The sequence below is a fragment of the Streptomyces sp. NPDC052225 genome (genome assembly GCF_040679615.1).
Lineage (GTDB): Bacteria > Actinomycetota > Actinomycetes > Streptomycetales > Streptomycetaceae > Streptomyces.
Map to the genome: position 1 here is coordinate 1 of NZ_JBFAVD010000004.1, position 24,514 is coordinate 24,514.

A 24,514-nucleotide genomic window follows, 5' to 3' on the forward strand; every position below is an offset into this window, starting at 1 on the left:
AGTTTCGCGCCGAGCACCGTCTGGTACGTCCACTCGCGCGCGTACTCGCCCCGGGCCTTGGCGTAGCGGGCCAGGGCCTGCTCGTCGGAGAACGCCAGGATGAAGCGGATGCCGTTGAAGTCGGCCGTCAGCATGGCCTGCTCGCCGCCGGGCTCCTCCGGGCCGCCCAGCGGCACCAGGACCGCGGTGCGCCGGAACTCGCCCATCAGGGCGGCGAACTCCCGCCTGCGCGCCGCCACTTCAGGATCCTCGGCCACCGACGCCGCCGGATCCTCGGCCACCGACGGCACCGGATCCTCGCTCACCGACGGCCCGGAGTCCGTGGCCGCTGTCGGCTCGGCCTCCTCGGGCGTGGGCCCGGGTTCCGCGGCCGGTGCGGCCGGGGCCTCGGCCATCTCCGCGTAGTCCGCGAGACGTGATCTTGGAATTCGAGGCGGCTGGTCCGCCGCGCCCCCGTGCTCAGACATGCGGCCCATCATCACCGCTGTGGGTGGCCTGAGCGCAAGCCCCCTCGGTGCGCGCCGTCGACACCCCGGGTTTGACCTTCGTCACTCACCGGGTACTCTCTTCGGCTCGATTGGCCCCGGACATGCCCCGTATGGCAGACTGTCGGGGTTGCTCGGTTGAGTGCCGATGCTGCGCGCCTCCCGCCGGGAGGACCGGAAGCGAGTCCCACAGTACTCGTCGCCCTATCTGTCGCTTGCGGCAGCGCTTGGGCGGACGTACGGGAATCTTCCGGGAAGCTCAGTGAGGGGCGAGACCAGGCACCTGGTGGGTTTCTTCCCCCAGCACCTATGTGGCCTCGGGCCGCAGAACCCTTAGCAGGGAAATCCGTACGGATATTTCTGTCAGCGGGACTGCGACACGCCCGACCGCGTGGGTCGGAGGAAGTGTGAAACAGGGCCCTCAGGTTCCAGAGCGTTACGAGAGACAGGACTACTAAGTAGCCATGGCGGGACAGAAGATCCGCATCCGGCTCAAGGCCTACGACCACGAGGTCATCGACTCCTCGGCGAAGAAGATCGTCGAGACGGTGACGCGTACTGGTGCGTCGGTCGCGGGCCCGGTGCCGCTGCCTACCGAGAAGAACGTGTACTGCGTCATCAAGTCGCCGCACAAGTACAAGGATTCTCGCGAGCACTTCGAGATGCGCACGCACAAGCGCCTCATCGACATCCTCGACCCCACCCCGAAGACCGTTGACTCCCTGATGCGACTCGACCTTCCGGCCGGTGTCGACATCGAGATCAAGCTCTGAGGGCCGGTGATCTGAAGATGACTAAGCAGATCAAGGGCATCCTGGGCGAGAAGCTCGGCATGACGCAGGTGTGGGACGAGAACAACCGTGTTGTTCCGGTCACCGTCGTCAAGGCCGGCCCGAACGTCGTGACCCAGGTCCGTACGAACGATGTGGACGGCTACGAGTCGGTCCAGATCGCCTTCGGCGAGATCGACCCGCGCAAGGTGAACAAGCCCCTCAAGGGCCACTTCGCCAAGGCTGACGTGACCCCGCGCCGCCACCTGGTGGAGCTCCGCACCTCCGGCGCCAGCGAGTACACGCTGGGCCAGGAGATCACTGCCGAGGTCTTCGAGTCGGGCGTCAAGGTTGACGTCACGGCCAAGAGCAAGGGCAAGGGCTTCGCCGGTGTCATGAAGCGCCACAACTTCAAGGGTGGCAAGGCGTCGCACGGTGCCCACCGTGTGCACCGTATGCCCGGTTCCATCGGTGGCTGTGCCACCCCCGGCCGTGTCTTCAAGGGCATGCGCATGGCGGGTCGCATGGGCAACGAGCGGGTCACCACCCAGAACCTGACCGTTCACGCCGTTGACGCGGAGAAGGGCCTGCTCCTGATCAAGGGCGCGGTTCCTGGTCCGAACGGCGGCCTCGTCCTGGTCCGCACCGCGGCCAAGGGGGCCTGAGGACTATGAGCACCATTGACATTCTGTCGCCCTCCGGCGACAAGACCGGGACCGTCGAGCTCCCGGCCGAGATCTTCGACGTAGAGAAGATCAGCGTTCCGCTGCTCCACCAGGTTGTCGTCGCGCAGCTGGCCGCGGCCCGTCAGGGCACGCACAAGGTCAAGCGTCGTGGCGAGGTCCGTGGTGGCGGTAAGAAGCCTTACCGCCAGAAGGGCACCGGCCGCGCCCGCCAGGGTTCGACCCGCGCGCCGCAGTTCGCGGGCGGTGGCGTCGTTCACGGCCCCACCCCGCGTGACTACTCGCAGCGGACCCCGAAGAAGATGAAGGCCGCGGCCCTGCGCCACGCCCTCACCGACCGGGCCCGCAACGCTCGCATCCACGTCGTCACCGGCGTGGTCGACGGCGGAGTCTCCACCAAGGCCGCGAAGTCGCTGCTCGGCAAGATCTCGGAGCGCAAGAACCTGCTCCTCGTGATCGACCGCGCCGACGAGGCCTCGCTGCTCTCCGCTCGCAACCTGCCCCAGGTCCACATCCTGGAGCCGGGCCAGCTGAACACGTACGACGTTCTCGTCTCGGACGACGTGGTCTTCACCCAGGCCGCTTTCGAGTCCTTCGTGTCTGGCCCCAAGGCCGCTGACACCGAAGGGAGCGAAGCCTGATGGCTACGCGTCACCCGAGCATCGCCTCGAAGGCCGCCAAGGCCGCCAAGGCCGCGCGCGTCGCCAAGGCGAAGCGCCACGCCACCGAGGGCAAGAACACCGTCGAGACCCCGCTGAGCAAGAGCTTCACGGACCCCCGTGACGTTCTCGTCAAGCCGGTCGTCTCGGAGAAGAGCTACGCGCTTCTCGACGAGGGCAAGTACACCTTCGTCGTCGCGCCCGGCGCCAACAAGACCCAGATCAAGCAGGCCGTCGAGGCGGTCTTCTCGGTCAAGGTCACCGGCGTCAACACGCTCAACCGCCAGGGCAAGCGCAAGCGCACCCGCACCGGTTTCGGCAAGCGTGCCGACTCCAAGCGCGCGATTGTGACCCTCGCTGAGGGCGACCGTATCGACATCTTCGGCCAGGCCTCCTAACGGAGCGCCCTGGTCCGAATATCGGACGAGGACTGAGAAATGGGAATCCGCAAGTACAAGCCGACTACGCCGGGCCGTCGTGGCTCCAGCGTCGCCGACTTCGTCGAGGTCACGCGGTCCACGCCGGAGAAGTCGCTGGTCCGCCCGCTGCACAGCAAGGGCGGCCGTAACAACGCCGGTCGTGTGACCGTTCGCCACCAGGGTGGTGGCCACAAGCGCGCCTACCGCGTGATCGACTTCCGTCGTCACGACAAGGACGGCGTGCCCGCGAAGGTCGCGCACATCGAGTACGACCCGAACCGCACCGCGCGCATCGCGCTGCTGCACTACGCGGACGGCGAGAAGCGCTACATCCTCGCCCCCCGCAACCTGTCGCAGGGTGACCGGGTCGAGAACGGCCCGTCGGCCGACATCAAGCCGGGCAACAACCTTGCTCTGCGCAACATCCCGGTCGGTACCACGATCCACGCGATCGAGCTCCGTCCGGGCGGCGGCGCCAAGTTCGCCCGCTCCGCGGGTGCCTCCGTGCAGCTGCTGGCGAAGGAGGGCTCGATGGCCCACCTTCGTATGCCCTCCGGCGAGATCCGCCTGGTCGACGTGCGCTGCCGCGCCACGATCGGCGAGGTCGGCAACGCCGAGCAGTCGAACATCAACTGGGGCAAGGCCGGCCGTAAGCGCTGGCTGGGCGTTCGTCCGACCGTTCGCGGTGTGGCGATGAACCCGGTTGACCACCCGCACGGTGGTGGTGAAGGCAAGACTTCCGGTGGTCGCCACCCGGTCTCGCCGTGGGGTCAGAAGGAGGGTCGTACTCGTTCGCCGAAGAAGGCTTCGAACAAGTACATCGTCCGCCGCCGCAAGACGAACAAGAAGCGCTAGGAGCGGGTTTAGATGCCGCGCAGTCTCAAGAAGGGACCCTTCGTTGACGGCCACCTCGTGAAGAAGGTGGACGCTCAGAACGAAGCCGGTACCAAGAACGTCATCAAGACCTGGTCCCGCCGCTCGATGATCATCCCCAGCATGCTGGGCCACACGATCGCGGTGCACAACGGCAAGACCCACATCCCGGTGTTCGTCACCGAGTCGATGGTCGGCCACAAGCTCGGCGAGTTCTCGCCGACGCGCACCTTCCGGGGTCACGTCAAGGACGACCGGAAGTCGAAGCGCCGCTAAGGCGGGGTGGAATCGACTATGACTAACACCGAAGGGACAACCATGGAAGCCAGGGCCCAGGCGCGGTACATCCGCGTCACGCCCATGAAGGCCCGCCGCGTGGTGGACCTCATCCGTGGCATGGATGCCACGGAGGCTCAGGCGGTCCTGCGTTTCGCCCCGCAGGCCGCGAGCGTGCCGGTCGGCAAGGTGCTGGACAGCGCCATTGCCAACGCCGCGCACAACTACGACCACACCGACGCCTCGTCGCTGTTCATCAGCGAGGCGTTCGTGGATGAGGGTCCGACCCTGAAGCGGTTCCGTCCGCGTGCTCAGGGCCGTGCCTACCGGATCCGTAAGCGGACCAGCCACATCACCGTGGTCGTCAGCAGCAAGGAAGGAACCCGGTAATGGGCCAGAAGGTAAACCCGCACGGGTTCCGGCTCGGTGTCACGACCGACTTCAAGTCGCGTTGGTACGCCGACAAGCTGTACAAGGACTACGTCAAGGAAGACGTCGCCATCCGTCGGATGATGACGTCCGGCATGGAGCGCGCCGGCATCTCGAAGGTTGAGATCGAGCGCACCCGTGACCGCGTGCGTGTGGACATCCACACCGCTCGTCCCGGCATCGTCATCGGCCGCCGTGGCGCCGAGGCCGACCGCATCCGCGGTGACCTCGAGAAGCTCACGGGCAAGCAGGTCCAGCTGAACATCCTCGAGGTCAAGAACCCCGAGGTCGACGCTCAGCTCGTGGCCCAGGCCGTCGCGGAGCAGCTGTCCTCCCGCGTCTCCTTCCGTCGCGCCATGCGTAAGAGCATGCAGTCGTCGATGAAGGCCGGCGCCAAGGGCATCAAGATCCAGTGTGGCGGTCGTCTCGGCGGTGCCGAGATGTCCCGTTCGGAGTTCTACCGCGAGGGCCGCGTGCCCCTGCACACGCTCCGCGCCAACGTGGACTACGGCTTCTTCGAGGCCAAGACGACCTTCGGCCGCATCGGCGTGAAGGTCTGGATCTACAAGGGCGACGTCAAGAACATCGCCGAGGTTCGCGCCGAGAACGCCGCGGCCCGTGCGGGTAACCGCCCGGCCCGTGGTGGCAACGACCGTCCCGCCGGCCGTGGTGGCCGCGGTGGCGAGCGTGGCGGCCGCGGCCGCAAGCCCGCACAGCAGACGGCTCCGGCCGCCGAGGCCCCCAAGGCTGAGGCTGCCGCTGCTCCGGCTGCTGAGAGCACCGGAACGGAGGCCTGACCACCATGCTGATCCCCCGTCGGGTCAAGCACCGCAAGCAGCACCACCCCAAGCGCTCGGGTATGAGCAAGGGTGGCACGCAGGTTGCGTTCGGTGAGTACGGCATCCAGGCGCTCACGCCGGCGTACGTCACCAACCGTCAGATCGAGGCCGCGCGTATCGCGATGACCCGCCACATCAAGCGTGGTGGCAAGGTCTGGATCAACATTTACCCGGACCGTCCCCTCACCAAGAAGCCTGCCGAGACCCGCATGGGTTCCGGTAAGGGTTCGCCGGAGTGGTGGATCGCCAACGTCAAGCCCGGACGCGTGATGTTCGAGCTGTCGTACCCCAACGAGAAGATCGCGCGTGAAGCCCTGACTCGCGCAGCCCACAAGCTGCCGATGAAGTGCAAGATCGTTAAGCGCGAAGCAGGTGAGGCGTGATGTCGGCCGGGACCAAGGCGTCCGAGCTGCGCGAGCTGGGCAACGAGGAGCTTCTCAACAAGCTCCGCGAGGCCAAGGAAGAGCTGTTCAACCTCCGCTTCCAGGCGGCGACCGGTCAGCTCGAGAACCACGGGCGGCTCAAGGCCGTCCGCAAGGACATCGCGCGGATCTACACCCTCATGCGTGAGCGCGAGCTGGGCATCGAGACGGTGGAGAGCGCCTGATGAGCGAGAAGACTGTGACTGAAGAGACTGCCGCCCGCGGCTTCCGCAAGACCCGTGAGGGTCTTGTCGTCAGCGACAAGATGGACAAGACCGTCGTCGTCGCTGTCGAGGACCGCGTCAAGCACGCCCTGTACGGCAAGGTCATCCGCCGTACGAACAAGCTGAAGGCGCACGACGAGCAGAACGCCGCGGGTGTCGGCGACCGTGTCCTCCTCATGGAGACCCGGCCGCTGTCCGCGACGAAGCGCTGGCGCGTCGTCGAGATCCTCGAGAAGGCGAAGTAGTCCGGCGGGGGCCGAGGCCCCCGCTGCACTTCGGCTTCGAGAGGCCATGTAATTCCTGCGGGAAACTCCGCAGGACAGTTCCGCCAGGCTCGGCAGGGGTTCGCGTGCGAACCCCTGCCGGGAACCGGCAGACGATCAGGAGATAGACGTGATCCAGCAGGAGTCGCGACTTCGGGTCGCCGACAACACGGGTGCGAAGGAAATCCTCACCATCCGTGTTCTCGGTGGTTCGGGTCGCCGCTACGCGGGCATCGGTGACGTCATCGTCGCCACCGTCAAGGACGCGATCCCCGGTGGCAACGTGAAGAAGGGTGACGTCGTCAAGGCGGTCATCGTTCGCACCGTCAAGGAGCGCCGCCGTCCGGACGGCTCGTACATCCGCTTCGACGAGAACGCCGCCGTCATTCTGAAGAACGACGGCGACCCTCGCGGCACCCGTATCTTCGGCCCGGTGGGCCGTGAGCTGCGCGAGAAGAAGTTCATGAAGATCATCTCGCTCGCGCCGGAGGTGCTGTAAGCATGAAGATCAAGAAGGGCGACCTGGTTCAGGTCATCACCGGTAAGGACAAGGGCAAGCAGGGCAAGGTCATTGCCGCTTACCCGCGCGAGGAGCGCGTCCTGGTCGAGGGTGTCAACCGGGTCAAGAAGCACACGAAGGCCGGCCCCACGGCCTCCGGCTCGCAGGCCGGCGGCATCGTGACCACCGAGGCCCCCGTCCACGTCTCCAACGTCCAGCTGGTCGTGGAGAAGGACGGCAACAAGGTCGTCACGCGCGTCGGTTACCGCTTCGACGACGAGGGCAACAAGATCCGCGTTGCCAAGCGGACGGGTGAGGACATCTGATGACGACCACCACCACTCCGCGTCTCAAGACGAAGTACCGCGAGGAGATCGCGGCGAAGCTGCAGGAAGAGTTCTCGTACGAGAACGTCATGCAGATCCCCGGTCTCGTCAAGATCGTCGTGAACATGGGTGTCGGCGACGCCGCCCGTGACTCGAAGCTCATGGACGGTGCCGTCCGTGACCTGACGACGATCACCGGTCAGAAGCCGGCCATCACCAAGGCCCGCAAGTCCATCGCGCAGTTCAAGCTGCGCGAGGGTCAGCCGATCGGTGCCCACGTCACGCTCCGTGGCGACCGCATGTGGGAGTTCCTGGACCGCACCCTGTCGCTCGCGCTTCCGCGCATCCGCGACTTCCGTGGTCTGTCTCCCAAGCAGTTCGACGGCCGTGGCAACTACACCTTCGGTCTCACCGAGCAGGTCATGTTCCACGAGATCGACCAGGACAAGATCGACCGCGTCCGGGGTATGGACATCACCGTGGTCACCACGGCGACCAACGACGACGAGGGCCGTGCCCTTCTGCGTCACCTCGGCTTCCCGTTCAAGGAGGCGTAAGCGAGATGGCGAAGAAGGCTCTTATTGCCAAGGCTGCTCGTAAGCCCAAGTTCGGTGTGCGTGCGTACACCCGCTGCCAGCGCTGCGGCCGCCCGCACTCCGTGTACCGCAAGTTCGGCCTGTGCCGCGTGTGCCTTCGTGAGATGGCTCACCGTGGCGAGCTGCCGGGCGTGACCAAGAGCTCCTGGTAATCACCTACTGCCCCTTGGGGCGTAGGGGATTGCTCAGGACTCTCGGTAAGTAAAGGGTCGGCAGTGGCCCCAGCTCTCATGGCTTAGGCTAGGAGGGTTGGGCGCTTCTGCCGCCCTGACCGACTTACTACGCCGTAGGTCCCCGTGCCGCACCCGTCCTGCCTCTGTGTGGGGAGAGGGATGGCGCATACAGGAAACCCCGGCGAGAGAGGCCGAAGGCCAATTCATGACCATGACTGATCCGATCGCAGACATGCTTACGCGTCTGCGGAACGCGAACTCGGCGTACCACGACACCGTGGCTATGCCGCACAGCAAGATCAAGTCGCACATCGCCGAGATCCTCCAGCAGGAGGGTTTCATCACCGGCTGGAAGGTCGAGGACGCCGAGGTCGGCAAGAACCTCGTCCTGGAGCTGAAGTTCGGCCCGAACCGTGAGCGTTCGATCGCCGGCATCAAGCGCATCTCCAAGCCGGGTCTGCGTGTTTACGCGAAGTCCACCAACCTGCCGAAGGTCCTCGGTGGCCTGGGCGTGGCGATCATCTCCACGTCGCACGGTCTCCTGACCGGCCAGCAGGCAGGCAAGAAGGGCGTGGGTGGGGAAGTCCTCGCCTACGTCTGGTAGCGGAAGGGAACGGAGGAAACAGCTATGTCGCGTATTGGCAAGCTCCCCATCACGGTTCCCGCCGGCGTGGACGTCACCATCGACGGCCAGACGGTCACGGTGAAGGGTTCCAAGGGAACTCTGAGCCACACCGTCGTGGCGCCGATCGAGATCGCCAAGGGTGAGGACGGCGTCCTGAACGTCACCCGCCCGAACGACGAGCGTCAGAACAAGGCCCTGCACGGCCTGTCCCGCACGCTGGTGGCGAACATGATCACCGGCGTGACCACGGGTTACGTGAAGAAGCTCGAGATCAGCGGTGTCGGTTACCGCGTCCTGGCGAAGGGCTCCAACCTGGAGTTCTCGCTCGGCTACAGCCACCCGATCCTGGTCGAGGCGCCCGAGGGCATCTCGTTCAAGGTCGAATCGGCGACCAAGTTCTCGGTCGAGGGCATCGACAAGCAGAAGGTCGGCGAGGTTGCGGCCAACATCCGCAAGCTGCGCAAGCCCGACCCGTACAAGGCCAAGGGTGTCAAGTACGAGGGCGAAGTCATCCGCCGCAAGGTCGGAAAGGCGGGTAAGTAAGCCATGGCATACGGGCAGAAGATTCTGAAGGGCGACGCTTACAAGCGTGCTGCCATCAAGCGTCGCCACATCCGTATCCGGAAGAGCATCTCCGGTACGGCGGAGCGTCCGCGCCTGGTCGTCACCCGCTCGAACCGCAACATCGTCGCCCAGGTGATCGACGACGTGAAGGGTCACACCCTCGCGTCGGCTTCCACCCTGGACGCTTCGATCCGCGGTGGCGAGGGCGACAAGTCCACGCAGGCCAAGTCGGTCGGCGCCCTGGTTGCCGAGCGCGCCAAGGCCGCCGGTGTCGAGGCTGTCGTGTTCGACCGTGGTGGAAACCAGTACGCCGGGCGCATCGCTGCCCTGGCGGACGCCGCCCGCGAAGCCGGACTCAAGTTCTGAGTCGGTTCCGTAGCTAGCGGAAACAGAGAGAGGTAATTCCAATGGCTGGACCCCAGCGCCGCGGTGGCGGTGCCGGTGGCGGCGAGCGGCGGGACCGGAAGGGTCGCGACGGTGGCGCTGCCGCCGAGAAGACCGCATACGTTGAGCGCGTTGTCGCGATCAACCGTGTCGCCAAGGTTGTGAAGGGTGGTCGTCGCTTCAGCTTCACCGCGCTGGTCGTGGTGGGCGATGGTGACGGCACCGTGGGTGTCGGTTACGGCAAGGCCAAGGAGGTGCCGGCCGCCATCGCCAAGGGTGTTGAGGAGGCCAAGAAGCACTTCTTCAAGGTCCCCCGTATCCAGGGCACCATCCCCCACCCGATCCAGGGTGAGAAGGCTGCCGGCGTCGTGCTGCTCAAGCCCGCGTCCCCGGGTACCGGTGTTATCGCCGGTGGTCCGGTGCGCGCCGTGCTCGAGTGCGCCGGCGTTCACGACATCCTGTCGAAGTCGCTCGGCTCCGACAACGCGATCAACATCGTGCACGCGACCGTGGAGGCCCTGAAGGGCCTGCAGCGCCCCGAGGAGATCGCGGCTCGCCGTGGTCTGCCCCTCGAGGACGTTGCCCCCGCGGCTCTGCTCCGTGCGCGTGCCGGGGCTGGTGCGTAATGGCGCAGCTCAAGATCACGCAGGTCAAGTCGTACATCGGCAGCAAGCAGAACCACCGTGACACCCTGCGTTCCCTTGGTCTCAAGGGCATCAACACGCAGGTCGTCAAGGAGGACCGCCCCGAGTTCCGCGGCATGGTGCACACCGTCCGCCACCTCGTGACGGTTGAGGAGGTCTGATCATGGCGGAGAACAACCCGCTGAAGATCCACAACCTCCGTCCGGCCCCCGGCGCCAAGACCGCCAAGACCCGTGTTGGTCGTGGTGAGGCGTCGAAGGGTAAGACGGCCGGTCGTGGTACCAAGGGCACGAAGGCCCGTTACCAGGTTCCGGAGCGCTTCGAGGGTGGCCAGATGCCCCTCCACATGCGTCTCCCGAAGCTGAAGGGCTTCAAGAACCCCTTCAAGGTCGAGTTCCAGGTCGTGAACCTGGACAAGCTCGCCTCGCTGTACCCCGAGGGTGGCGAAGTCACCGTCGAGGGTCTGGTGGAAAAGGGTGCTGTCCGTAAGAACAGCCTCGTCAAGGTCCTGGGCCAGGGCGAGATCTCCGTGGCGCTGCAGGTGACGGTCGATGCCGTCTCCGGCTCCGCCAAGGAGAAGATCACCGCCGCGGGCGGTACGGTCACCGAGCTCGTCTGAGTCACTCGGACGTCTCGATGACGTGAGCGATCCCGACCGGGGATACCCCACAAAAGGGGTATCCCCGGTTGGTCGTTCCTAGGGGGGCGGGTCCGCCGGTAAGGTGGCGTCCGCTGTTGATTTCCCGGCTTTGAGTGCCCCCGGCACCAATCCTGGACTTCGACCGTTACCTATTCGTCGAATCCTCAAGACCGTCACCTCTGACGCACGCGCGCGGGGGTCGCAGGAGGCACCGTGCTCACCGCGTTCGCCCGGGCGTTCAAGACGCCCGACCTGCGCAAGAAGCTGCTCTTCACGCTCGGCATCGTCGTGATCTACCGGCTCGGCGCACACGTGCCCATCCCCGGCGTCGATTACTCGAACGTCCAGACGTGCATGGACCAGGCCAGTTCCAGTACCGGCCTGTTCGGTCTGGTCAACATGTTCAGCGGTGGCGCGCTGCTCCAGATCACGGTCTTCGCGCTCGGCATCATGCCGTACATCACCGCGAGCATCATTCTGCAGCTGCTCACCGTGGTGATCCCTCGCCTCGAAGCCCTCAAGAAGGAGGGGCAGGCCGGCACGGCGAAGATCACGCAGTACACGCGTTATCTGACCGTGGCGCTCGCCATCCTCCAGGGCACGGGCCTCGTCGCCACCGCTCGTACGGGCGCGCTCTTCCAGGGCTGCCCCGTCGCCAGCGAGATCGTGCCCGACCAGTCGATCTTCATCACCATCACGATGGTCATCACGATGACCGCCGGCACCTGCGTGATGATGTGGCTCGGCGAGCTGATCACCGACAAGGGCATCGGCAACGGCATGTCGATCCTGATGTTCATCTCGATCGCCGCCACCTTCCCGTCCGCTCTGTGGGCCATCAAGCAGGGTGGTTCGCTGGCCGACGGCTGGATCGAGTTCGGCACCGTCATCCTCGTCGGCCTCGTCATGGTCGGCCTGGTGGTCTTCGTCGAGCAGGCCCAGCGCCGTATCCCGGTGCAGTACGCCAAGCGCATGGTCGGCCGCCGGTCCTACGGCGGTACGTCCACGTACATCCCGCTCAAGGTGAACCAGGCGGGTGTGATCCCGGTCATCTTCGCGTCGTCCCTCCTCTACATCCCGGCACTCGTCGCGCAGTTCGCGGGCGGCGACTCGTCGTGGAAGCTGTGGATCGACGACCACCTGACCAAGGGAAATCACCCGATTTACATCGTCACGTACTTCCTCCTGATCGTGTTCTTCGCCTTCTTCTACGTGGCGATCTCGTTCAACCCCGAGGAAGTCGCGGACAACATGAAGAAGTATGGTGGCTTCATCCCGGGCATCCGGGCTGGCCGACCGACCGCTGAGTACCTTTCGTACGTGCTCAACCGGATCACCTGGCCGGGTTCGCTGTACTTGGGTCTGATCGCTCTCGTACCGACGATGGCGTTGGTTGGTTTCGGGGCAAACCAGAACTTCCCCTTCGGCGGCACCAGCATCCTGATCATCGTGGGTGTTGGTCTGGAGACGGTGAAGCAGATCGAGAGCCAGCTCCAGCAGCGCAATTACGAAGGGTTCCTCCGCTGATGCGAATCGTCCTCGTCGGGCCGCCCGGTGCTGGCAAGGGAACGCAGGCCGCGTACCTTGCCCAGAACCTGTCGATCCCGCACATCTCCACGGGCGACCTCTTCCGTGCCAACATCAGCAAGGGCACGGATCTCGGCAAGCAGGCCAAGTCCTACATGGACGCGGGCCAGCTGGTACCGGACGAGGTCACCATCGGGATGGCCAAGGACCGCATGGAGCAGCCGGACGCCGTCAACGGCTTCCTGCTCGACGGCTTCCCGCGCAACGTCTCGCAGGCCGAGGCGCTCGACGTCGCCCTCAAGACGGACGACGTGAAGCTCGACGCGGTCCTGGACCTGGAGGTCCCCGAGGACGAGGTGGTCAAGCGCATCGCCGGCCGCCGCATCTGCCGTAACGACTCGGCGCACGTCTTCCACGTCGCGTACAAGCAGCCGAAGGCCGAGGGCGTCTGTGACGTCTGCGGCGGCGAGCTGTACCAGCGCGACGACGACAAGGAAGAGACCGTGCGCAAGCGGCTCGAGGTCTACCACACGCAGACCGAGCCGATCATCGACTACTACCGGGAGCAGGGGCTCGTCGTGACGATCTCCGCGCTCGGCAAGGTGGAAGAGGTCACGGCGCGGGCCATGGAGGCCCTGGGGCGCTAGTCGTCCCGCTCTTCGCTGTACGTGACTGAGGCCGCGGTTCCCCGTCAGGGGTACCGCGGCCTTAGTGTTGGTAGGTCCCCTTCTTTTACCGGATGACGGAGAGCGCAGGCCCCCATGGTGCAGATCAAGACCCCCGACCAGATTCGCAAGATGCGGGAGGCGGGGCTTGTCGTCGCGGCGATCCACGCCGCGACCCGTGAGGCGGCCGTGCCCGGCGCGACCACCAGGGATCTGGACGAGGTCGCCCGCAAGGTCATCGCCGAGCACGGGGCGAAGTCGAACTTCCTCGGCTACGGCGGCTTCCCCGCGACCATCTGCACCTCGAAGAACGAGGTCGTGGTGCACGGCATCCCGAGCGACGACGTCGTCCTGGAGGACGGCGACATCATCTCCATCGACGCCGGCGCGATCGTGGACGGCTGGCACGGCGACGCGGCGTACACCGCCTTCGTCGGGTCCGGCCACGCGCCCGAGCTGATCGAGCTCTCCCGGGTGACCGAGGAGTCGATGTGGGCCGGGCTCGCCGCGATGAAGGCGGGCAACCGGCTCGTCGACATCTCGCGCGCCATCGAGACGTACATCCGCCGCCAGCCGAAGCCGGGCGGCGGCAAGTACGGGATCGTCGAGGACTACGGCGGCCACGGCATCGGCACCGAGATGCACATGGACCCGCACCTCCTGAACTACGTCGAGCGCCGCCGCGGCAAGGGCCCCAAGCTGGTCCCCGGCTTCTGCCTCGCCATCGAGCCGATGGTCTCCCTGGGCACCCCCCGCACGGAGGTCCTGGAGGACGACTGGACGGTCATCACGACGGACGGCTCCTGGTCCTCGCACTGGGAGCACTCGGTGGCGCTGACGGAGGAGGGGCCGTTGGTGCTCACGGCTCCGGACGGCGGCAAGGCGAAGCTGGCGGAGCTGGGTGTGACGGCGGCGCCGGACCCCTTGGGGTGAGTGGGGCGTCGGGGCGTCGGGGGCCGGGTCCCGTCGGCGTAACTCGGGGCGTCGGTTGCGTAAGGATCTTCCCGGTGGGGCAGAATTCGTGGATTCGTCTTTCCCGGGGTACTGACGTAGACTGACTCGTCGGCTCTCGTGTATCCGCATGCCTGCACGTCGGGAAGCGGTTCAACGAGAGTCGATCAAGGTAGTCGATTCGAAGGGCGAAGCGTGGCCAAGAAGCAAGGTGCCATCGAGATCGAAGGCACTGTCGTCGAGTCTCTTCCGAACGCCATGTTCAAGGTGGAGCTCCAGAACGGCCACCAGGTCCTGGCACACATCAGCGGCAAGATGCGCATGCACTACATCCGCATCCTCCCTGACGACCGGGTCGTGGTGGAGCTGTCTCCGTACGACCTGACGCGTGGCCGGATCGTCTACCGGTACAAGTAGATCTTGCCCAGTCCCGCTCTGCGGGCCGCCGGCAACTGACCCGGAGAACCTCACCCATGAAGGTCAAGCCGAGCGTCAAGAAGATCTGCGACAAGTGCAGGGTGATCCGCCGTCACGGCCGGGTCATGGTGATCTGCGACAACCCGCGCCACAAGCAGCGCCAGGGCTGACGTAGACCCGTTCACTGCAGTTCGTTCGTAGATCTCGCGCGACGCAGCACATTGAGTACATATGCAGAGCCCGCCGGCGACGAGTCCGTCTCGTCGTGGCGACACCCTCGGTCGGAGGCCGGGGACCCAGTGCGTACCAACCCGCTGAGCTCAGTGGGAACGGCGACTGGGAGTGGTTCTGCTACAGACCTCCGAGTATCAACAGGAGCCTTGAATGGCACGCCTTGAAGGTGTTGACCTCCCGCGCGACAAGCGCGTCGAGGTTGCCCTCACGTACGTGTTCGGTATCGGTCGCACGCGCGCCCAGCAGACGCTGGACGCCACCGGTGTGGACCGCAACGTCCGTGTTCGCGACCTGAGCGAGGAAGACCTCGTCAAGATCCGCGAGTACGTGGACCAGAACTTCCAGACCGAGGGTGACCTCCGTCGCGAGATCCAGGCCGACATCCGCCGCAAGGTCGAGATCGGTTGCTACCAGGGTCTCCGTCACCGTCGTGGTCTGCCGGTCCGCGGCCAGCGCACCAGCACGAACGCCCGCACCCGCAAGGGCCCGCGTCGCGCCATCGCCGGTAAGAAGAAGCCGGGCAAGAAGTAGTCCTCAGCGGACGCTCACCAGCGGTCTTCGCTGTAGGACCGACCACCTCCCTGTAGGAGAACGACATGCCCCCCAAGGGTCGTCAGGGCGCTGCCAAGAAGGTGCGCCGCAAGGAAAAGAAGAACGTCGCCCACGGGCACGCTCACATCAAGAGCACGTTCAACAACACGATCGTGTCCATCACGGACCCGACCGGCAACGTGATCTCGTGGGCCTCCGCCGGCCACGTCGGTTTCAAGGGCTCCCGCAAGTCCACGCCGTTCGCCGCGCAGATGGCCGCCGAGTCGGCTGCCCGTCGCGCGCAGGAGCACGGCATGCGCAAGGTCGACGTGTTCGTCAAGGGCCCGGGTTCCGGTCGCGAGACCGCCATCCGTTCGCTCCAGGCGACCGGCCTCGAGGTCGGCTCGATCCAGGACGTGACGCCCACGCCGCACAACGGCTGCCGTCCGCCCAAGCGCCGTCGCGTCTGACCTGTCAGGCGTTCGTACGTAGCTTGGTCTGAGGTTTCGGGCGGTACGGCTCTTCGGGGCTGTATCGCCCGTACCCTTGTAGTACTAGTCGGGCATCAAATAGTGGGTGCCCACGACTGAAGGAATCGCAGAATGCTGATTGCTCAGCGTCCCTCGTTGACCGAAGAGGTCGTCGACGAGTTCCGGTCCCGGTTCGTGATCGAGCCGCTGGAGCCGGGCTTCGGTTACACCCTCGGCAACTCTCTCCGTCGCACGCTTCTGTCGTCGATCCCGGGTGCGGCGGTCACGTCGATCCGTATCGACGGTGTCCTGCACGAGTTCACCACCGTGCCGGGCGTCAAGGAAGACGTCACCGACCTGATCCTCAACATCAAGCAGCTGGTCGTCTCCTCGGAGCACGACGAGCCGGTCGTGATGTACCTGCGCAAGCAGGGCCCGGGTCTGGTCACCGCCGCCGACATCGCGCCCCCGGCCGGTGTCGAGGTGCACAACCCCGACCTCGTCCTCGCCACGCTCAACGGCAAGGGCAAGCTGGAGATGGAGCTGACCGTCGAGCGCGGTCGCGGCTACGTCTCCGCCGTGCAGAACAAGCAGGTGGGCCAGGAGATCGGCCGTATCCCGGTCGACTCGATCTACTCGCCGGTTCTCAAGGTCACGTACAAGGTCGAGGCGACGCGTGTCGAGCAGCGCACCGACTTCGACAAGCTGATCGTCGACGTCGAGACCAAGCAGGCCATGCGGCCGCGCGACGCCATGGCGTCCGCCGGTAAGACGCTGGTCGAGCTGTTCGGTCTCGCCCGCGAGCTGAACATCGACGCCGAGGGCATCGATATGGGTCCGTCCCCGACGGACGCCGCGCTCGCCGCCGATCTGGCGCTGCCGATCGAGGAGCTCGAGCTCACCGTTCGGTCGTACAACTGCCTCAAGCGCGAGGGCATCCACTCCGTGGGTGAGCTCGTCGCCCGCTCCGAGGCCGACCTGCTCGACATCCGCAACTTCGGTGCGAAGTCGATCGACGAGGTCAAGGCGAAGCTGGCCGGCATGGGCCTGGCCCTCAAGGACAGCCCGCCCGGATTCGACCCGACCGCCGCCGCCGACGCCTTCGGCGCCGACGACGACGCGGACGCGGGTTTCGTGGAGACCGAGCAGTACTGATCGGTCCCCGGCCTCCGGGGGACGTGTGACGCGTCCCCCGGATCTCCGACGGACGAACCCGTCCGCTCGGACACTGACTTCGGTACCTGATACGGCCGGAGCAGACACCTAGGAGAAACATCATGCCGAAGCCCGCCAAGGGTGCCCGTCTGGGCGGCAGCGCTGCGCACGAGAAGCTGCTCCTCGCGAACCTCGCGAAGTCGCTCTTCGAGCACGGCAAGATCACGACGACCGAGGCCAAGGCCCGTCGTCTGCGTCCGTACGCGGAGCGTCTGGTCACCAAGGCGAAGAAGGGTGACCTTCACAACCGCCGTCAGGTGCTCCAGGTCATCTCGGACAAGGGCGTCGTCCACACGCTCTTCACCGAGATCGCCCCGCGCTACGAGAACCGTCCGGGTGGTTACACCCGTATCACCAAGATCGGTAACCGCCGTGGCGACAACGCGCCCATGGCTGTCATCGAGCTGGTCGAGGCCCTGACGGTCGCGCAGCAGGCCACTGGTGAGGCCGAGGCCGCCACCAAGCGTGCCGCCAAGGACGCCGAGGCTGCCGCTCCGGCCGCCGAGGTCGTCGAGGACGCCAAGCCGGCTGAGGCCGCCGAGGAGTCCAAGGACGCCTGAGGCCTCGTGCCTTGAGTGTCGAGCGGGTCCGTTCCTTCGGGGGCGGGCCCGCTTCGCGTTGCTGAGAGGATCTTCGGGTGAGTGATGAAGTAGCTGACGGGTTCGTGCGGGTGCGGCTCGATCTGTCGTACGACGGCAAGGACTTCTCCGGGTGGGCCAAGCAGGCCGGCGGGCGGCGGACCGTGCAGGGGGAGATCGAGGACGCGCTGCGGACCGTGACCCGGTCCTCGACGACGTACGAGCTGACCGTGGCCGGGCGGACCGATGCCGGGGTGCACGCGCGGGGGCAGGTGGCGCATGTGGATCTGCCGGTGGAGGTGTGGGGCGAGCACGCGGAGAAGCTGCTGAAGCGGCTCGGCGGGCGGCTGCCCCGGGACGTGCGGGTGTGGTCGGTGGCCGAGGCGCCGAGCGGGTTCAACGCGCGGTTCTCGGCGATCTGGCGGCGGTACGCGTACCGCGTGACCGATCATCCGGGCGGTGTCGACCCGCTGCTGCGGGGGCATGTGCTGTGGCACGACTGGCCGTTGGACGTGGACGCCATGAACGCCGCCGCCCAGCGGCTGCTCGGGGAGCACGACTTCGCGGCGTACTGCAAGCGGCGCGAGGGTGCGACCACGATTCGTACGTTGCAGGAGCTCAGTCTTGTACGGGACGAGGACGGGATCATCACCGCCACCGTGCGGGCCGACGCCTTCTGCCACAACATGGTGCGGTCGCTCATCGGGGCGCTGCTGTTCGTCGGTGACGGGCACCGCGGCCCTGAGTGGCCGGGGAAGGTGCTCGCGGCCGGGGTGCGGGATTCGGCGGTGCACGTGGTGCGGCCGCACGGGCTGACCCTGGAGGAAGTCGGGTACCCCGCCGACGAGTTGCTCGCCGCCCGGAACCTTGAGGCGCGCAACAGGCGGACCCTTCCGGGGGCGGGCTGCTGCTGAAGCGCAGACAGTCGAAGAGGGCCGATGGTTGTACGGCCGGGACGAGAAGAGATGAAACCCTCAGGTAACACGCCTGTTCGGATTTAACCCCTGTATCTCGGCTATGCTCGCGGGTCTGGCCAGGGATTCACATGGGGTGGCCGGACGGACGTGGGGGCAGGACGGGCCGGTCTCGGCCCGGGGGGTATGCATGAGCGCAGTGGGGACCGCCCGCGGCTCCAACAACCGGAGACGCGGGCCTGTTTCGCGCAATCAGGGGCTGCTGCCGCAGCCCCCGGACGACGCGGAGAAGTACTCGTACGCCCATCGGCACCTGTGGATGCTGACCGTCGGCTCGCTGATCAGTTTCGCGTGCCTGGCGATGAGCCAGTTCCTGTTCACGGCCTCCAGCCCGTGGTTCTGGCTGACCATGCCGATGCTCGCCTTCGTGGTCGCGGACTACCTCATCTCGCTCTATCTGGACGGGCTGAGCAAGGACTTCGACATCAAGGGGCACCGGGCGCTCGTGCGGCGCTGGCACCCCGCGCACTTCCCGAGCGTGGACGTGTTCCTGCCGGTGTGCGGGGAGCCGCTGGAGGTGCTGCACAACACCTGGGTGCATGTGAGCCGGCTCGCGGACACCTACCGCGGGGTCGTGAACGTCTATGTGCTCGACGACGCCGACGACGGTGAAGTGGGCGCCATGGCCGGGGACTTCGGGTTCCACTACGTGGTGCGGCCCAACCGCGGGTGGTTCAAGAAGGCCGGCAATCTGCACCATGCCTTCCAGATGACCTACGGGGATCACATCCTGATTCTCGACGCGGACTTCGCGCCCCGGCACGACCTGCTCGACGAGCTGCTGCCGCACATGGACGACGACCCGAAGGTCGGCATCGTGCAGTCGCCGCAGTTCTTCCGCGCGGTCGACCGGCAGAACTGGATCGAGCGCGGCGCCGGCGCCGTGCAGGAGCAGTTCTACCGGTCCGTGCAGACGTCCCGTGAGGACAAGGACGGGTCCATCTGCGTCGGCTCGTGCGCGGTGTACCGGCGTGCGGCGCTCGCCGAGATCGGCGGGATCACGCTGATCGAGCACTCCGAGGACATGTACACGGGCTTCGACCTGCGGGCCCTCGGCTGGAAGCTGCGGTACGTGCCCGTCGCGCTGTCGGCGGGCGTCTGCCCGGACACCGCCGGTGCCTTCCACAACCAGCAGTACCGCTGGTGCATGGGGTCCCTGGAACTGCTGACCAGCAAGCGGTTCTGGGAGATGGACATGAAGTTCAAGACCCGGCTGTGCTACGTCTCCGGGTTCCTGTACTACCTCCAGACCGCCCTCGCCACCTTCCTCATGCCGGTCATCCCGCTCGCCCTGCTGATCCTGCGCCCGGACCTGCTGCGGGCCGAGGCGTCGATGTGGGTGCTGCCGAGCGTCGCGTACGTGACGCTCGTCCTGCCGCTGTGGCACCGGGCGCCGTACCGCCTGGAGGCCTGGTCGGTGCGGCTGATGTACGGCTGGTCGCACGTCTTCGCCGTGTGGGACGTGCTGCGCGGGCGGCCCATGGGCTGGAAGCCGACCGGGTCGCAGGGCGCCAAGAAGAACGGGATGCGCCGCTACTGGGTCGGCATGATCGGCTGGACCGGCGGCACCGCCGTCGCCTGGGTCGCCGTCGCCGCCTGGCGGGTCCTGACGCTGTACCCGCCGGACTTCGCGCTGATGCTGTCCGCCGGACTGTTCTACGCGATGGTCGTCGGCCGGGTGCTCGTGCAGCCGCGGCGCCAGGAGGTCGCCCCCGCATGAAGACCGTCATACGGATGCTGCTGGTCGCGGCGGTGCTCGCCGTCGTCTCCGCGTGCAGCACTTTCTCCGACACCGGGCGCGACGAGTACGCGCGCAGCCAGGGCAAGGACCCGGCCGCTTCGGCCGACGCGGCCTCGCCCTCCGAGAAGCCCGAACCGCCGTATGACGTACGGCCGTTGCTCAAGCCGGCGAAGAAGTACCTCGGGGTCGCCGCGGACGGCGCGCCCGCGAAGATGACGGCCATCGAGTCGTTCGCGAAGGCCGCGGGCAAGAAGCCGAACCTCGTCGAGTTCTACTCGGCCTGGGGCGACCGCTACGAGACCCGCCTGGTCCAGAACTCGTGGGACTACGGGGCGCTGTCCTTCATCGCCTGGGAGCCGTTCAAGGTGTCCCTGAAGGAGATCGCCGCCGGCAAGGAGGACGCGTACCTGCGGGACTACGCGGCCTCCGTCAAGGAGTTGAACCTGCCCGTCGCGATCAGCTTCGCGCACGAGATGAACGGGTTCTGGTACGAGTGGGGCACCAAGAAGGCCACGGCGAAGGAGTTCGTGGCCGCGTGGAAGCACGTGCACGACGTGTTCGACGAGGTGGGGGCCACTCAGGTCATCTGGGTGTGGAGCCCGAACGTCGTCAACCCCATGCCGAAGGTGAAGCTCGCCCCGTACTGGCCCGGTGACAACTACGTCGACTGGGTCGGCGTCATCGGCTACTACGCGAGCGGCGGCCCCGCCACGTTCAGCACGCTCTACGGCCCGACCGTGAGCCAGATCCGGGCCTTCACCAAGAAGCCGTTCATCATCGCCGAGACCGCGGCGCAGGCCGGGGAGCGCAAACCCGCCGACATGCGTGACCTGTTCAAGGGGGTCGCGGGCCGCGACGACTTCATCGGATTCGTGTGGTTCAACTTCGACAAGGAGGCCGACTGGCGCATCACCAGCGGCCCCCTGTCGCAGAAGACCTTCAAGGAGCAGGCCGCCGACGCCCGCTTCGGATTCGACGTGACCAAGCCATGAGCGACCGCCAGGGACAGACCTCGTGGGGGTGGCCCGCCCAGGAGGCGGGGGACTACCACGAGGTGTACGGGTACGAGGCGCAGAACACGTACGCGTACCCGGGAGCACCGCAGTACGCGGCCGAGCCCGGGTATGTGAACGTCGGCATCCCGCAGCAGGCGTCGCAGGCCCCGTACCACCCGACCTACGACCCGTACGCCGAGACCTTCGACGCCTACGACGCGTACAGCCCGTACCCGGTGGAGCCGGAGCCCGCGCCCGAACCGGAGCCCGGGTACACGCTGCCCGCGGTGCCCGAGTCGGCCTGGTCCGTGGACACCCGGCGCAGCAAGCTGCTGGGCCGCGGGGTGCTGCTGTGCATCCTGCTCATCCAGGCGGGGCTCTCGCTGCGGCTGCGCCGTACCGCCTTCCAGGACGAGGCCCTGTACATCGCCTCGGGCCACTACGAGCTGGACAACCTGCTGCACGGCACGAAGCTGCCCGTCGACTTCGCGAGCTACTTCTCCGGGCACCCCAAGCTGTATCCGGTCCTCGCGGCCCTGGTCGACGACCGGTTCGGGCTGACCGGGGTGCGCCTGATGAGCCTGCTGTTCATGCTGGGCGCGACCGGCCTGCTGTACTCGTTCACGCGACGCCTCTTCAACCTGCGGGCCGGCCTCGGCGCCGCCGCGCTGTTCTCCGTCGTGCAGGCCACCTCGGTGCTCGGCAACCTGGCGACGTACGACGCGATGGCGGTCTTCCTGCTCGCGCTGTCCGCGTGGCTGGTCGTGCGGACCGACCGGATGAACGCGGCGGCCGTGCTGCTCGCCGCGCCGCCCGCCGCGCTCGCCTTCGCCGTGAAGTACGCCTCCGGGCTCTATCTGCCCACGCTCGTGCTGCTCGCCGTGCTCACCGCGCACCGGCACCGCGGCATCGGCGCCCTGGCCCGGGGCGCCGTTCTCGGGCTCGGCACGGGGGCGCTGCTCGGCGCCGGGTACGTGCTGTCCGGGCCGCTCGGCGGCATCAGCGCCACCACCACCGACCGGGCCCACGGCACCGACACGGCGCGGACCATGCTGGAACACAGCGCGCAGTGGGGCGGGCTGCTGTTCCTCGCGGCGCTGGCCGGCACCGTGGCGTACGCGCTGCGCGGGCGGATGGGCGAGATGCCGTGGATCGCGGGGTCGACCTCGGGCCGCTGGCGGCGCACCGGGCTCGGCATCGTGCTCACCGGCACCGCGCTGCTCGCCCCCGCGTACCAGATCCACCTCCAGACCGAGATCTCCCTCTACAAGCACATCGGCTTCGGCCTGCTGTTCGCGGCGCCGCTCGCGGGTCTCGGCCTGTCCCGCCTGGTCGGCCCGCACTTCCGGCACCCGCAGCTCGGCATCATGCTCTACGTCCTGACGCTGGTGTTCGGCATGGTGCAGGCCCAGCAGGCCTACAGCTGGCCCGACTCGACGCAGATGATCAACACGCTGCGCCCGCTCGTCGACCACAAGGGCTTCTACCTCGCGGAGGAGCAGGAGGTCCCCGGCTACTACCTGCGGGACAAGACCGACTGGAGCCAGTGGCAGAACACGTACGTCATGGAGTACCGGGCCAAGGACGGCAAGCAGTACTCCGGGCCCGACGCCTTCGAACACGCCGTGCGCGACGGGAAGTTCGACGTGATGGTGCTGCACGGCGGGGTCACGACCGACACCTATGACGCGGTGCGCAGGGGCCTCAAGGGCAACAGCCACTACCGGCTCGCGGCCGTCGTCCCCTTCAGTACGCCCGGCGGCGAGAAGGCCTACCGGATCTGGGTGAAGCAATGAGTGTCCACAGCGTCCGGCCGGAGGAGCGCTTCGAGGAGCCGGCGGCGCCCGCCGAGGGGCGTGCCGCGCGCCGCCGCGAGCAGCAGCAGGGCGGCCGCGGCTCCGACGGACGGCTCGCCGCGGCCCTGGTCCTCGTACTGCCCACGCTCGTGGCACTCGTGCCGATCGTGCGCGGGATCGGCGACCGGCAGCTGTGGCGCGACGAGCACGCCACCTGGTGGGCCGCGAGCCTGTCGATCCACGATCTCAGTGTCCTGATCCGCACGATCGACGTCGTCTTCACGCCGTACTACGTGTGCATGCACCTGTGGGTCATGGTCGCCGGTGACTCGCCGACCGCCCTGCGCATCCCCGGTGCCGCCGCGATGGCGCTGTCGGCGGGGCTCCTCGGGCTGCTCGGACGGCGCCTGTTCACGACGCGGGTCGGGCTCGTCGCGGGGCTGGTTCTCGCCGTGCTGCCGAGCACGACGCGCTACGGCCAGGAGATCCGTCCGTACGCCTTCGCGGTCGCCGCGGTCCTGCTGTCGACGCTGCTGCTCGCGCGGGCCCTCGACCGGCCCACGTTCAAGGTGTGGGTCGGGTACACGCTGTCCGTGCCGCTGGTCGGCTGGAGCCACCTCGCCTCGCTCGCCGTGCTCGCCCCGCACCTCGTGATGATCCTCATCGCGCGCCGGGCGGGCGACCGGATCGTGGGGTGGGCGTACGCGGCCGCGGCCACGCTCGGCATGTGCTTCGTCCTGCCGATGGCGATCCAGGGTTCGGGCCAGAGCGGTCAGATCGCCTGGAACAACCCGGTCTTCCAGGACCTCGTGGACTTCCCGAAGAACCTCTTCGGGTCCTGGCAGGTCGCCGTGCCGATCATGGTCCTTGCCGGCGCCGGACTGTGCTTCGCGGGCCGCAGGGCGCTGCCGCTCGCGGTGTGGATCGTGCTGCCGCCGCTGCTCACCTACGTCACCGCGGCCAAGCTCCACCTGTTCCTGCCCCGCTACCTGCTCTTCACCATGCCCGCGTGGGTGCTGCTCGGCGCGGTCGCGGTGTGCCGGATCGCGGGCCCGGTGGCCGGGGCGAAGGCGGGCGCGGGGGCGGCCGTGCGCAAGGGGTTCGGCATGGTCCTGGCGTTCGCGGCCGTCGCGGGGCTCGCCTGGCAGGCGCTGCCGGGCATCCGTGACGCCCGTCAACTGCCGCTCGGCGAGCCGGACTTCAGGGCCGCCGCGCAGATCGTCGCCAAGGACCAGCGCAAGGGCGACGGCATCGCCTTCAACGGGGTGATGGCCGAACGCCGCGCCATCGACTACGAGCTGCGGGACGATCCGGGGCGCCCCAAGGACGTCCTGATGTACCGCACACCGCAGCAACTGGGGTCGTTCGGCGCCGCCGAGTGCCCCAGGCCCGCCTCCTGCCTGGCCCGCACCGAGCGGCTCTGGCTGGTGGCGACCACCTACAACGGCGACCCGTACGCCGGTATGCCGAAGCCGACCAGGACCGCCATCGACCGGAGCTTCCGCGTCGTGCGCACCAAGAAGCTGGAGAACCTTCAGGTGCTGCTCCTTGAGCGGACCCGGTCGGCGAAGGGGAGCGGTTCGGACGGCGACGACGCCGGGGACCGCAAGCTGCACACCTGACCCGG

General features: G+C 67.1%; 36 protein-coding genes. 35 read left to right on the forward strand and 1 reads right to left on the reverse strand.

The annotated features are described in order from the left end of the window. On the reverse strand, positions 1 to 395 hold a 395-nt coding region (locus AB0L37_RS07680), incomplete at its 3' end, for a hypothetical protein (protein ID WP_365501469.1). A gap of 554 nt (positions 396 to 949) precedes the next feature. Here AB0L37_RS07680 and rpsJ point away from each other — a divergent pair. From rpsJ to AB0L37_RS07855, 35 genes are all read left to right on the forward strand, one after another. Beyond that, positions 950 to 1,258, forward strand: coding sequence for a 30S ribosomal protein S10 (gene rpsJ, locus AB0L37_RS07685; RefSeq protein WP_003948644.1), 309 nt, complete (start codon positions 950 to 952; stop codon positions 1,256 to 1,258). Between the two features lie 17 nt (positions 1,259 to 1,275). Next, the gene (rplC, locus tag AB0L37_RS07690; RefSeq protein WP_338697306.1) at positions 1,276 to 1,920 is read left to right on the forward strand and encodes a 50S ribosomal protein L3; all 645 of its coding nucleotides are present in this window, start codon (positions 1,276 to 1,278) and stop codon (positions 1,918 to 1,920) included. Between the two features lie 5 nt (positions 1,921 to 1,925). Next, positions 1,926 to 2,579 (forward strand): 50S ribosomal protein L4, encoded by a 654-nt coding sequence (gene rplD / locus AB0L37_RS07695; protein WP_338697305.1) that lies wholly within the window; start codon positions 1,926 to 1,928, stop codon positions 2,577 to 2,579. Continuing rightward, entirely contained in the window at positions 2,579 to 2,995 is a 417-nt protein-coding gene (gene rplW, locus AB0L37_RS07700) for a 50S ribosomal protein L23 (RefSeq protein ID WP_018528352.1), read from the forward strand. The genes rplD and rplW overlap by 1 nt, the downstream gene beginning before the upstream one ends. Positions 2,996 to 3,034: 39 nt before the next feature. Beyond that, positions 3,035 to 3,871 carry a 50S ribosomal protein L2 gene (rplB, locus tag AB0L37_RS07705; protein ID WP_338697304.1) on the forward strand — a complete coding sequence of 279 codons (837 nt, stop codon included), beginning with the start codon at positions 3,035 to 3,037 and terminating at the stop codon, positions 3,869 to 3,871. A 12-nt stretch (positions 3,872 to 3,883) separates the two neighbouring features. After that, positions 3,884 to 4,165, forward strand: coding sequence for a 30S ribosomal protein S19 (rpsS, locus tag AB0L37_RS07710; protein ID WP_030788278.1), 282 nt, complete (start codon positions 3,884 to 3,886; stop codon positions 4,163 to 4,165). A 42-nt stretch (positions 4,166 to 4,207) separates the two neighbouring features. Next, positions 4,208 to 4,555 carry a 50S ribosomal protein L22 gene (gene rplV, locus AB0L37_RS07715; RefSeq protein ID WP_030359020.1) on the forward strand — a complete coding sequence of 116 codons (348 nt, stop codon included), beginning with the start codon at positions 4,208 to 4,210 and terminating at the stop codon, positions 4,553 to 4,555. Then, positions 4,555 to 5,391 carry a 30S ribosomal protein S3 gene (gene rpsC, locus AB0L37_RS07720; RefSeq protein WP_338697302.1) on the forward strand — a complete coding sequence of 279 codons (837 nt, stop codon included), beginning with the start codon at positions 4,555 to 4,557 and terminating at the stop codon, positions 5,389 to 5,391. The genes rplV and rpsC overlap by 1 nt, the downstream gene beginning before the upstream one ends. A gap of 5 nt (positions 5,392 to 5,396) precedes the next feature. Next, positions 5,397 to 5,816 (forward strand): 50S ribosomal protein L16, encoded by a 420-nt coding sequence (gene rplP / locus AB0L37_RS07725; protein ID WP_055553500.1) that lies wholly within the window; start codon positions 5,397 to 5,399, stop codon positions 5,814 to 5,816. Next, complete coding sequence (gene rpmC, locus AB0L37_RS07730) at positions 5,816 to 6,040, forward strand: 50S ribosomal protein L29 (RefSeq protein WP_010036720.1); 225 nt, start codon at positions 5,816 to 5,818, stop codon at positions 6,038 to 6,040. Before rplP ends, rpmC begins: the two co-directional genes overlap by 1 nt. Beyond that, positions 6,040 to 6,324: a 30S ribosomal protein S17 gene (rpsQ, locus tag AB0L37_RS07735; protein WP_111663851.1), complete on the forward strand. Its 285-nt coding sequence runs from the start codon at positions 6,040 to 6,042 to the stop codon at positions 6,322 to 6,324. Before rpmC ends, rpsQ begins: the two co-directional genes overlap by 1 nt. A gap of 148 nt (positions 6,325 to 6,472) precedes the next feature. Then, positions 6,473 to 6,841: a 50S ribosomal protein L14 gene (gene rplN / locus AB0L37_RS07740; protein ID WP_003974257.1), complete on the forward strand. Its 369-nt coding sequence runs from the start codon at positions 6,473 to 6,475 to the stop codon at positions 6,839 to 6,841. Positions 6,842 to 6,843: 2 nt separating this feature from the next. Continuing rightward, a complete protein-coding gene (rplX, locus tag AB0L37_RS07745; protein WP_030685463.1) occupies positions 6,844 to 7,167 on the forward strand; it encodes a 50S ribosomal protein L24 in 324 nt (107 codons plus the stop codon). After that, positions 7,167 to 7,724, forward strand: a complete 558-nt coding sequence (rplE, locus tag AB0L37_RS07750; RefSeq protein ID WP_365501474.1) for a 50S ribosomal protein L5 — start codon at positions 7,167 to 7,169, stop codon at positions 7,722 to 7,724. Before rplX ends, rplE begins: the two co-directional genes overlap by 1 nt. Before the next feature lie 5 nt (positions 7,725 to 7,729). After that, a complete protein-coding gene (locus tag AB0L37_RS07755) occupies positions 7,730 to 7,915 on the forward strand; it encodes a type Z 30S ribosomal protein S14 (protein ID WP_003956452.1) in 186 nt (61 codons plus the stop codon). 226 nt (positions 7,916 to 8,141) lie between these two features. Then, entirely contained in the window at positions 8,142 to 8,540 is a 399-nt protein-coding gene (rpsH, locus tag AB0L37_RS07760) for a 30S ribosomal protein S8 (protein ID WP_018528360.1), read from the forward strand. 24 nt (positions 8,541 to 8,564) lie between these two features. Next, complete coding sequence (rplF, locus tag AB0L37_RS07765) at positions 8,565 to 9,104, forward strand: 50S ribosomal protein L6 (RefSeq protein WP_365501476.1); 540 nt, start codon at positions 8,565 to 8,567, stop codon at positions 9,102 to 9,104. 3 nt (positions 9,105 to 9,107) lie between these two features. Further along, positions 9,108 to 9,491 (forward strand): 50S ribosomal protein L18, encoded by a 384-nt coding sequence (gene rplR / locus AB0L37_RS07770; RefSeq protein ID WP_338697290.1) that lies wholly within the window; start codon positions 9,108 to 9,110, stop codon positions 9,489 to 9,491. 41 nt (positions 9,492 to 9,532) lie between these two features. After that, positions 9,533 to 10,135, forward strand: a complete 603-nt coding sequence (gene rpsE, locus AB0L37_RS07775; protein WP_365501478.1) for a 30S ribosomal protein S5 — start codon at positions 9,533 to 9,535, stop codon at positions 10,133 to 10,135. Next, on the forward strand, positions 10,135 to 10,314 hold the full coding sequence (rpmD, locus tag AB0L37_RS07780) for a 50S ribosomal protein L30 (protein WP_052580766.1): 180 nt from the start codon (positions 10,135 to 10,137) through the stop codon (positions 10,312 to 10,314). Before rpsE ends, rpmD begins: the two co-directional genes overlap by 1 nt. A gap of 2 nt (positions 10,315 to 10,316) precedes the next feature. Next, positions 10,317 to 10,772, forward strand: coding sequence for a 50S ribosomal protein L15 (gene rplO, locus AB0L37_RS07785; protein WP_365501481.1), 456 nt, complete (start codon positions 10,317 to 10,319; stop codon positions 10,770 to 10,772). A 234-nt stretch (positions 10,773 to 11,006) separates the two neighbouring features. Next, positions 11,007 to 12,320, forward strand: a complete 1,314-nt coding sequence (secY, locus tag AB0L37_RS07790) for a preprotein translocase subunit SecY (protein WP_338697280.1) — start codon at positions 11,007 to 11,009, stop codon at positions 12,318 to 12,320. Further along, positions 12,320 to 12,967, forward strand: a complete 648-nt coding sequence (locus AB0L37_RS07795; protein ID WP_365501483.1) for an adenylate kinase — start codon at positions 12,320 to 12,322, stop codon at positions 12,965 to 12,967. Before secY ends, AB0L37_RS07795 begins: the two co-directional genes overlap by 1 nt. Positions 12,968 to 13,081: 114 nt before the next feature. Next, entirely contained in the window at positions 13,082 to 13,918 is an 837-nt protein-coding gene (gene map / locus AB0L37_RS07800; protein WP_365501485.1) for a type I methionyl aminopeptidase, read from the forward strand. Positions 13,919 to 14,131: 213 nt separating this feature from the next. Beyond that, on the forward strand, positions 14,132 to 14,353 hold the full coding sequence (gene infA, locus AB0L37_RS07805; RefSeq protein ID WP_003948620.1) for a translation initiation factor IF-1: 222 nt from the start codon (positions 14,132 to 14,134) through the stop codon (positions 14,351 to 14,353). A gap of 56 nt (positions 14,354 to 14,409) precedes the next feature. Then, positions 14,410 to 14,523: a 50S ribosomal protein L36 gene (rpmJ, locus tag AB0L37_RS07810; RefSeq protein ID WP_003974245.1), complete on the forward strand. Its 114-nt coding sequence runs from the start codon at positions 14,410 to 14,412 to the stop codon at positions 14,521 to 14,523. Between the two features lie 214 nt (positions 14,524 to 14,737). After that, entirely contained in the window at positions 14,738 to 15,118 is a 381-nt protein-coding gene (gene rpsM / locus AB0L37_RS07815) for a 30S ribosomal protein S13 (protein ID WP_365501487.1), read from the forward strand. 65 nt (positions 15,119 to 15,183) lie between these two features. After that, a complete protein-coding gene (rpsK, locus tag AB0L37_RS07820; protein WP_003948617.1) occupies positions 15,184 to 15,588 on the forward strand; it encodes a 30S ribosomal protein S11 in 405 nt (134 codons plus the stop codon). 132 nt (positions 15,589 to 15,720) lie between these two features. After that, entirely contained in the window at positions 15,721 to 16,743 is a 1,023-nt protein-coding gene (locus AB0L37_RS07825) for a DNA-directed RNA polymerase subunit alpha (RefSeq protein WP_003966937.1), read from the forward strand. A 122-nt stretch (positions 16,744 to 16,865) separates the two neighbouring features. Further along, positions 16,866 to 17,363, forward strand: coding sequence for a 50S ribosomal protein L17 (rplQ, locus tag AB0L37_RS07830; RefSeq protein WP_365501489.1), 498 nt, complete (start codon positions 16,866 to 16,868; stop codon positions 17,361 to 17,363). Between the two features lie 77 nt (positions 17,364 to 17,440). Next, positions 17,441 to 18,295: a tRNA pseudouridine(38-40) synthase TruA gene (truA, locus tag AB0L37_RS07835; RefSeq protein ID WP_365501491.1), complete on the forward strand. Its 855-nt coding sequence runs from the start codon at positions 17,441 to 17,443 to the stop codon at positions 18,293 to 18,295. Positions 18,296 to 18,485: 190 nt separating this feature from the next. After that, on the forward strand, positions 18,486 to 20,075 hold the full coding sequence (locus tag AB0L37_RS07840) for a glycosyltransferase family 2 protein (protein WP_365501493.1): 1,590 nt from the start codon (positions 18,486 to 18,488) through the stop codon (positions 20,073 to 20,075). Then, the gene (locus AB0L37_RS07845; RefSeq protein ID WP_365501495.1) at positions 20,072 to 21,088 is read left to right on the forward strand and encodes a glycosyl hydrolase; all 1,017 of its coding nucleotides are present in this window, start codon (positions 20,072 to 20,074) and stop codon (positions 21,086 to 21,088) included. The genes AB0L37_RS07840 and AB0L37_RS07845 overlap by 4 nt, the downstream gene beginning before the upstream one ends. Continuing rightward, positions 21,085 to 22,887: a glycosyltransferase family 39 protein gene (locus AB0L37_RS07850; protein ID WP_365501497.1), complete on the forward strand. Its 1,803-nt coding sequence runs from the start codon at positions 21,085 to 21,087 to the stop codon at positions 22,885 to 22,887. Before AB0L37_RS07845 ends, AB0L37_RS07850 begins: the two co-directional genes overlap by 4 nt. Then, positions 22,884 to 24,509, forward strand: a complete 1,626-nt coding sequence (locus tag AB0L37_RS07855; RefSeq protein ID WP_365501499.1) for a glycosyltransferase family 39 protein — start codon at positions 22,884 to 22,886, stop codon at positions 24,507 to 24,509. Before AB0L37_RS07850 ends, AB0L37_RS07855 begins: the two co-directional genes overlap by 4 nt. Positions 24,510 to 24,514 lie beyond the last annotated feature (5 nt).

What these genes read in the sequence shown, in the direction of transcription:
- rplF (WP_365501476.1), top strand. Translation starts at nt 8,565, where the DNA reads ATGTCGCGTATTGGCAAGCTCCCCATCACGGTTCCCGCCGGCGTGGAC.
- rplR (WP_338697290.1), top strand. Translation starts at nt 9,108, where the DNA reads ATGGCATACGGGCAGAAGATTCTGAAGGGCGACGCTTACAAGCGTGCT.
- rpsS (WP_030788278.1), top strand. Translation starts at nt 3,884, where the DNA reads ATGCCGCGCAGTCTCAAGAAGGGACCCTTCGTTGACGGCCACCTCGTG.
- rpmJ (WP_003974245.1), top strand. Translation starts at nt 14,410, where the DNA reads ATGAAGGTCAAGCCGAGCGTCAAGAAGATCTGCGACAAGTGCAGGGTG.
- rplX (WP_030685463.1), top strand. Translation starts at nt 6,844, where the DNA reads ATGAAGATCAAGAAGGGCGACCTGGTTCAGGTCATCACCGGTAAGGAC.
- AB0L37_RS07825 (WP_003966937.1), top strand. Translation starts at nt 15,721, where the DNA reads ATGCTGATTGCTCAGCGTCCCTCGTTGACCGAAGAGGTCGTCGACGAG.
- rpsJ (WP_003948644.1), top strand. Translation starts at nt 950, where the DNA reads ATGGCGGGACAGAAGATCCGCATCCGGCTCAAGGCCTACGACCACGAG.
- rplW (WP_018528352.1), top strand. Translation starts at nt 2,579, where the DNA reads ATGGCTACGCGTCACCCGAGCATCGCCTCGAAGGCCGCCAAGGCCGCC.
- rplC (WP_338697306.1), top strand. Translation starts at nt 1,276, where the DNA reads ATGACTAAGCAGATCAAGGGCATCCTGGGCGAGAAGCTCGGCATGACG.
- rplB (WP_338697304.1), top strand. Translation starts at nt 3,035, where the DNA reads ATGGGAATCCGCAAGTACAAGCCGACTACGCCGGGCCGTCGTGGCTCC.
- rpmC (WP_010036720.1), top strand. Translation starts at nt 5,816, where the DNA reads ATGTCGGCCGGGACCAAGGCGTCCGAGCTGCGCGAGCTGGGCAACGAG.
- AB0L37_RS07850 (WP_365501497.1), top strand. Translation starts at nt 21,085, where the DNA reads ATGAGCGACCGCCAGGGACAGACCTCGTGGGGGTGGCCCGCCCAGGAG.
- rplP (WP_055553500.1), top strand. Translation starts at nt 5,397, where the DNA reads ATGCTGATCCCCCGTCGGGTCAAGCACCGCAAGCAGCACCACCCCAAG.
- rpsC (WP_338697302.1), top strand. Translation starts at nt 4,555, where the DNA reads ATGGGCCAGAAGGTAAACCCGCACGGGTTCCGGCTCGGTGTCACGACC.
- AB0L37_RS07755 (WP_003956452.1), top strand. Translation starts at nt 7,730, where the DNA reads ATGGCGAAGAAGGCTCTTATTGCCAAGGCTGCTCGTAAGCCCAAGTTC.
- AB0L37_RS07845 (WP_365501495.1), top strand. Translation starts at nt 20,072, where the DNA reads ATGAAGACCGTCATACGGATGCTGCTGGTCGCGGCGGTGCTCGCCGTC.
- rplQ (WP_365501489.1), top strand. Translation starts at nt 16,866, where the DNA reads ATGCCGAAGCCCGCCAAGGGTGCCCGTCTGGGCGGCAGCGCTGCGCAC.
- AB0L37_RS07795 (WP_365501483.1), top strand. Translation starts at nt 12,320, where the DNA reads ATGCGAATCGTCCTCGTCGGGCCGCCCGGTGCTGGCAAGGGAACGCAG.
- AB0L37_RS07840 (WP_365501493.1), top strand. Translation starts at nt 18,486, where the DNA reads ATGAGCGCAGTGGGGACCGCCCGCGGCTCCAACAACCGGAGACGCGGG.
- rpsQ (WP_111663851.1), top strand. Translation starts at nt 6,040, where the DNA reads ATGAGCGAGAAGACTGTGACTGAAGAGACTGCCGCCCGCGGCTTCCGC.
- rpsH (WP_018528360.1), top strand. Translation starts at nt 8,142, where the DNA reads ATGACCATGACTGATCCGATCGCAGACATGCTTACGCGTCTGCGGAAC.
- rpmD (WP_052580766.1), top strand. Translation starts at nt 10,135, where the DNA reads ATGGCGCAGCTCAAGATCACGCAGGTCAAGTCGTACATCGGCAGCAAG.
- rplV (WP_030359020.1), top strand. Translation starts at nt 4,208, where the DNA reads ATGGAAGCCAGGGCCCAGGCGCGGTACATCCGCGTCACGCCCATGAAG.
- rplE (WP_365501474.1), top strand. Translation starts at nt 7,167, where the DNA reads ATGACGACCACCACCACTCCGCGTCTCAAGACGAAGTACCGCGAGGAG.
- map (WP_365501485.1), top strand. Translation starts at nt 13,082, where the DNA reads ATGGTGCAGATCAAGACCCCCGACCAGATTCGCAAGATGCGGGAGGCG.
- rpsM (WP_365501487.1), top strand. Translation starts at nt 14,738, where the DNA reads ATGGCACGCCTTGAAGGTGTTGACCTCCCGCGCGACAAGCGCGTCGAG.
- rplD (WP_338697305.1), top strand. Translation starts at nt 1,926, where the DNA reads ATGAGCACCATTGACATTCTGTCGCCCTCCGGCGACAAGACCGGGACC.
- rplO (WP_365501481.1), top strand. Translation starts at nt 10,317, where the DNA reads ATGGCGGAGAACAACCCGCTGAAGATCCACAACCTCCGTCCGGCCCCC.
- rpsE (WP_365501478.1), top strand. Translation starts at nt 9,533, where the DNA reads ATGGCTGGACCCCAGCGCCGCGGTGGCGGTGCCGGTGGCGGCGAGCGG.
- rpsK (WP_003948617.1), top strand. Translation starts at nt 15,184, where the DNA reads ATGCCCCCCAAGGGTCGTCAGGGCGCTGCCAAGAAGGTGCGCCGCAAG.
- AB0L37_RS07855 (WP_365501499.1), top strand. Translation starts at nt 22,884, where the DNA reads ATGAGTGTCCACAGCGTCCGGCCGGAGGAGCGCTTCGAGGAGCCGGCG.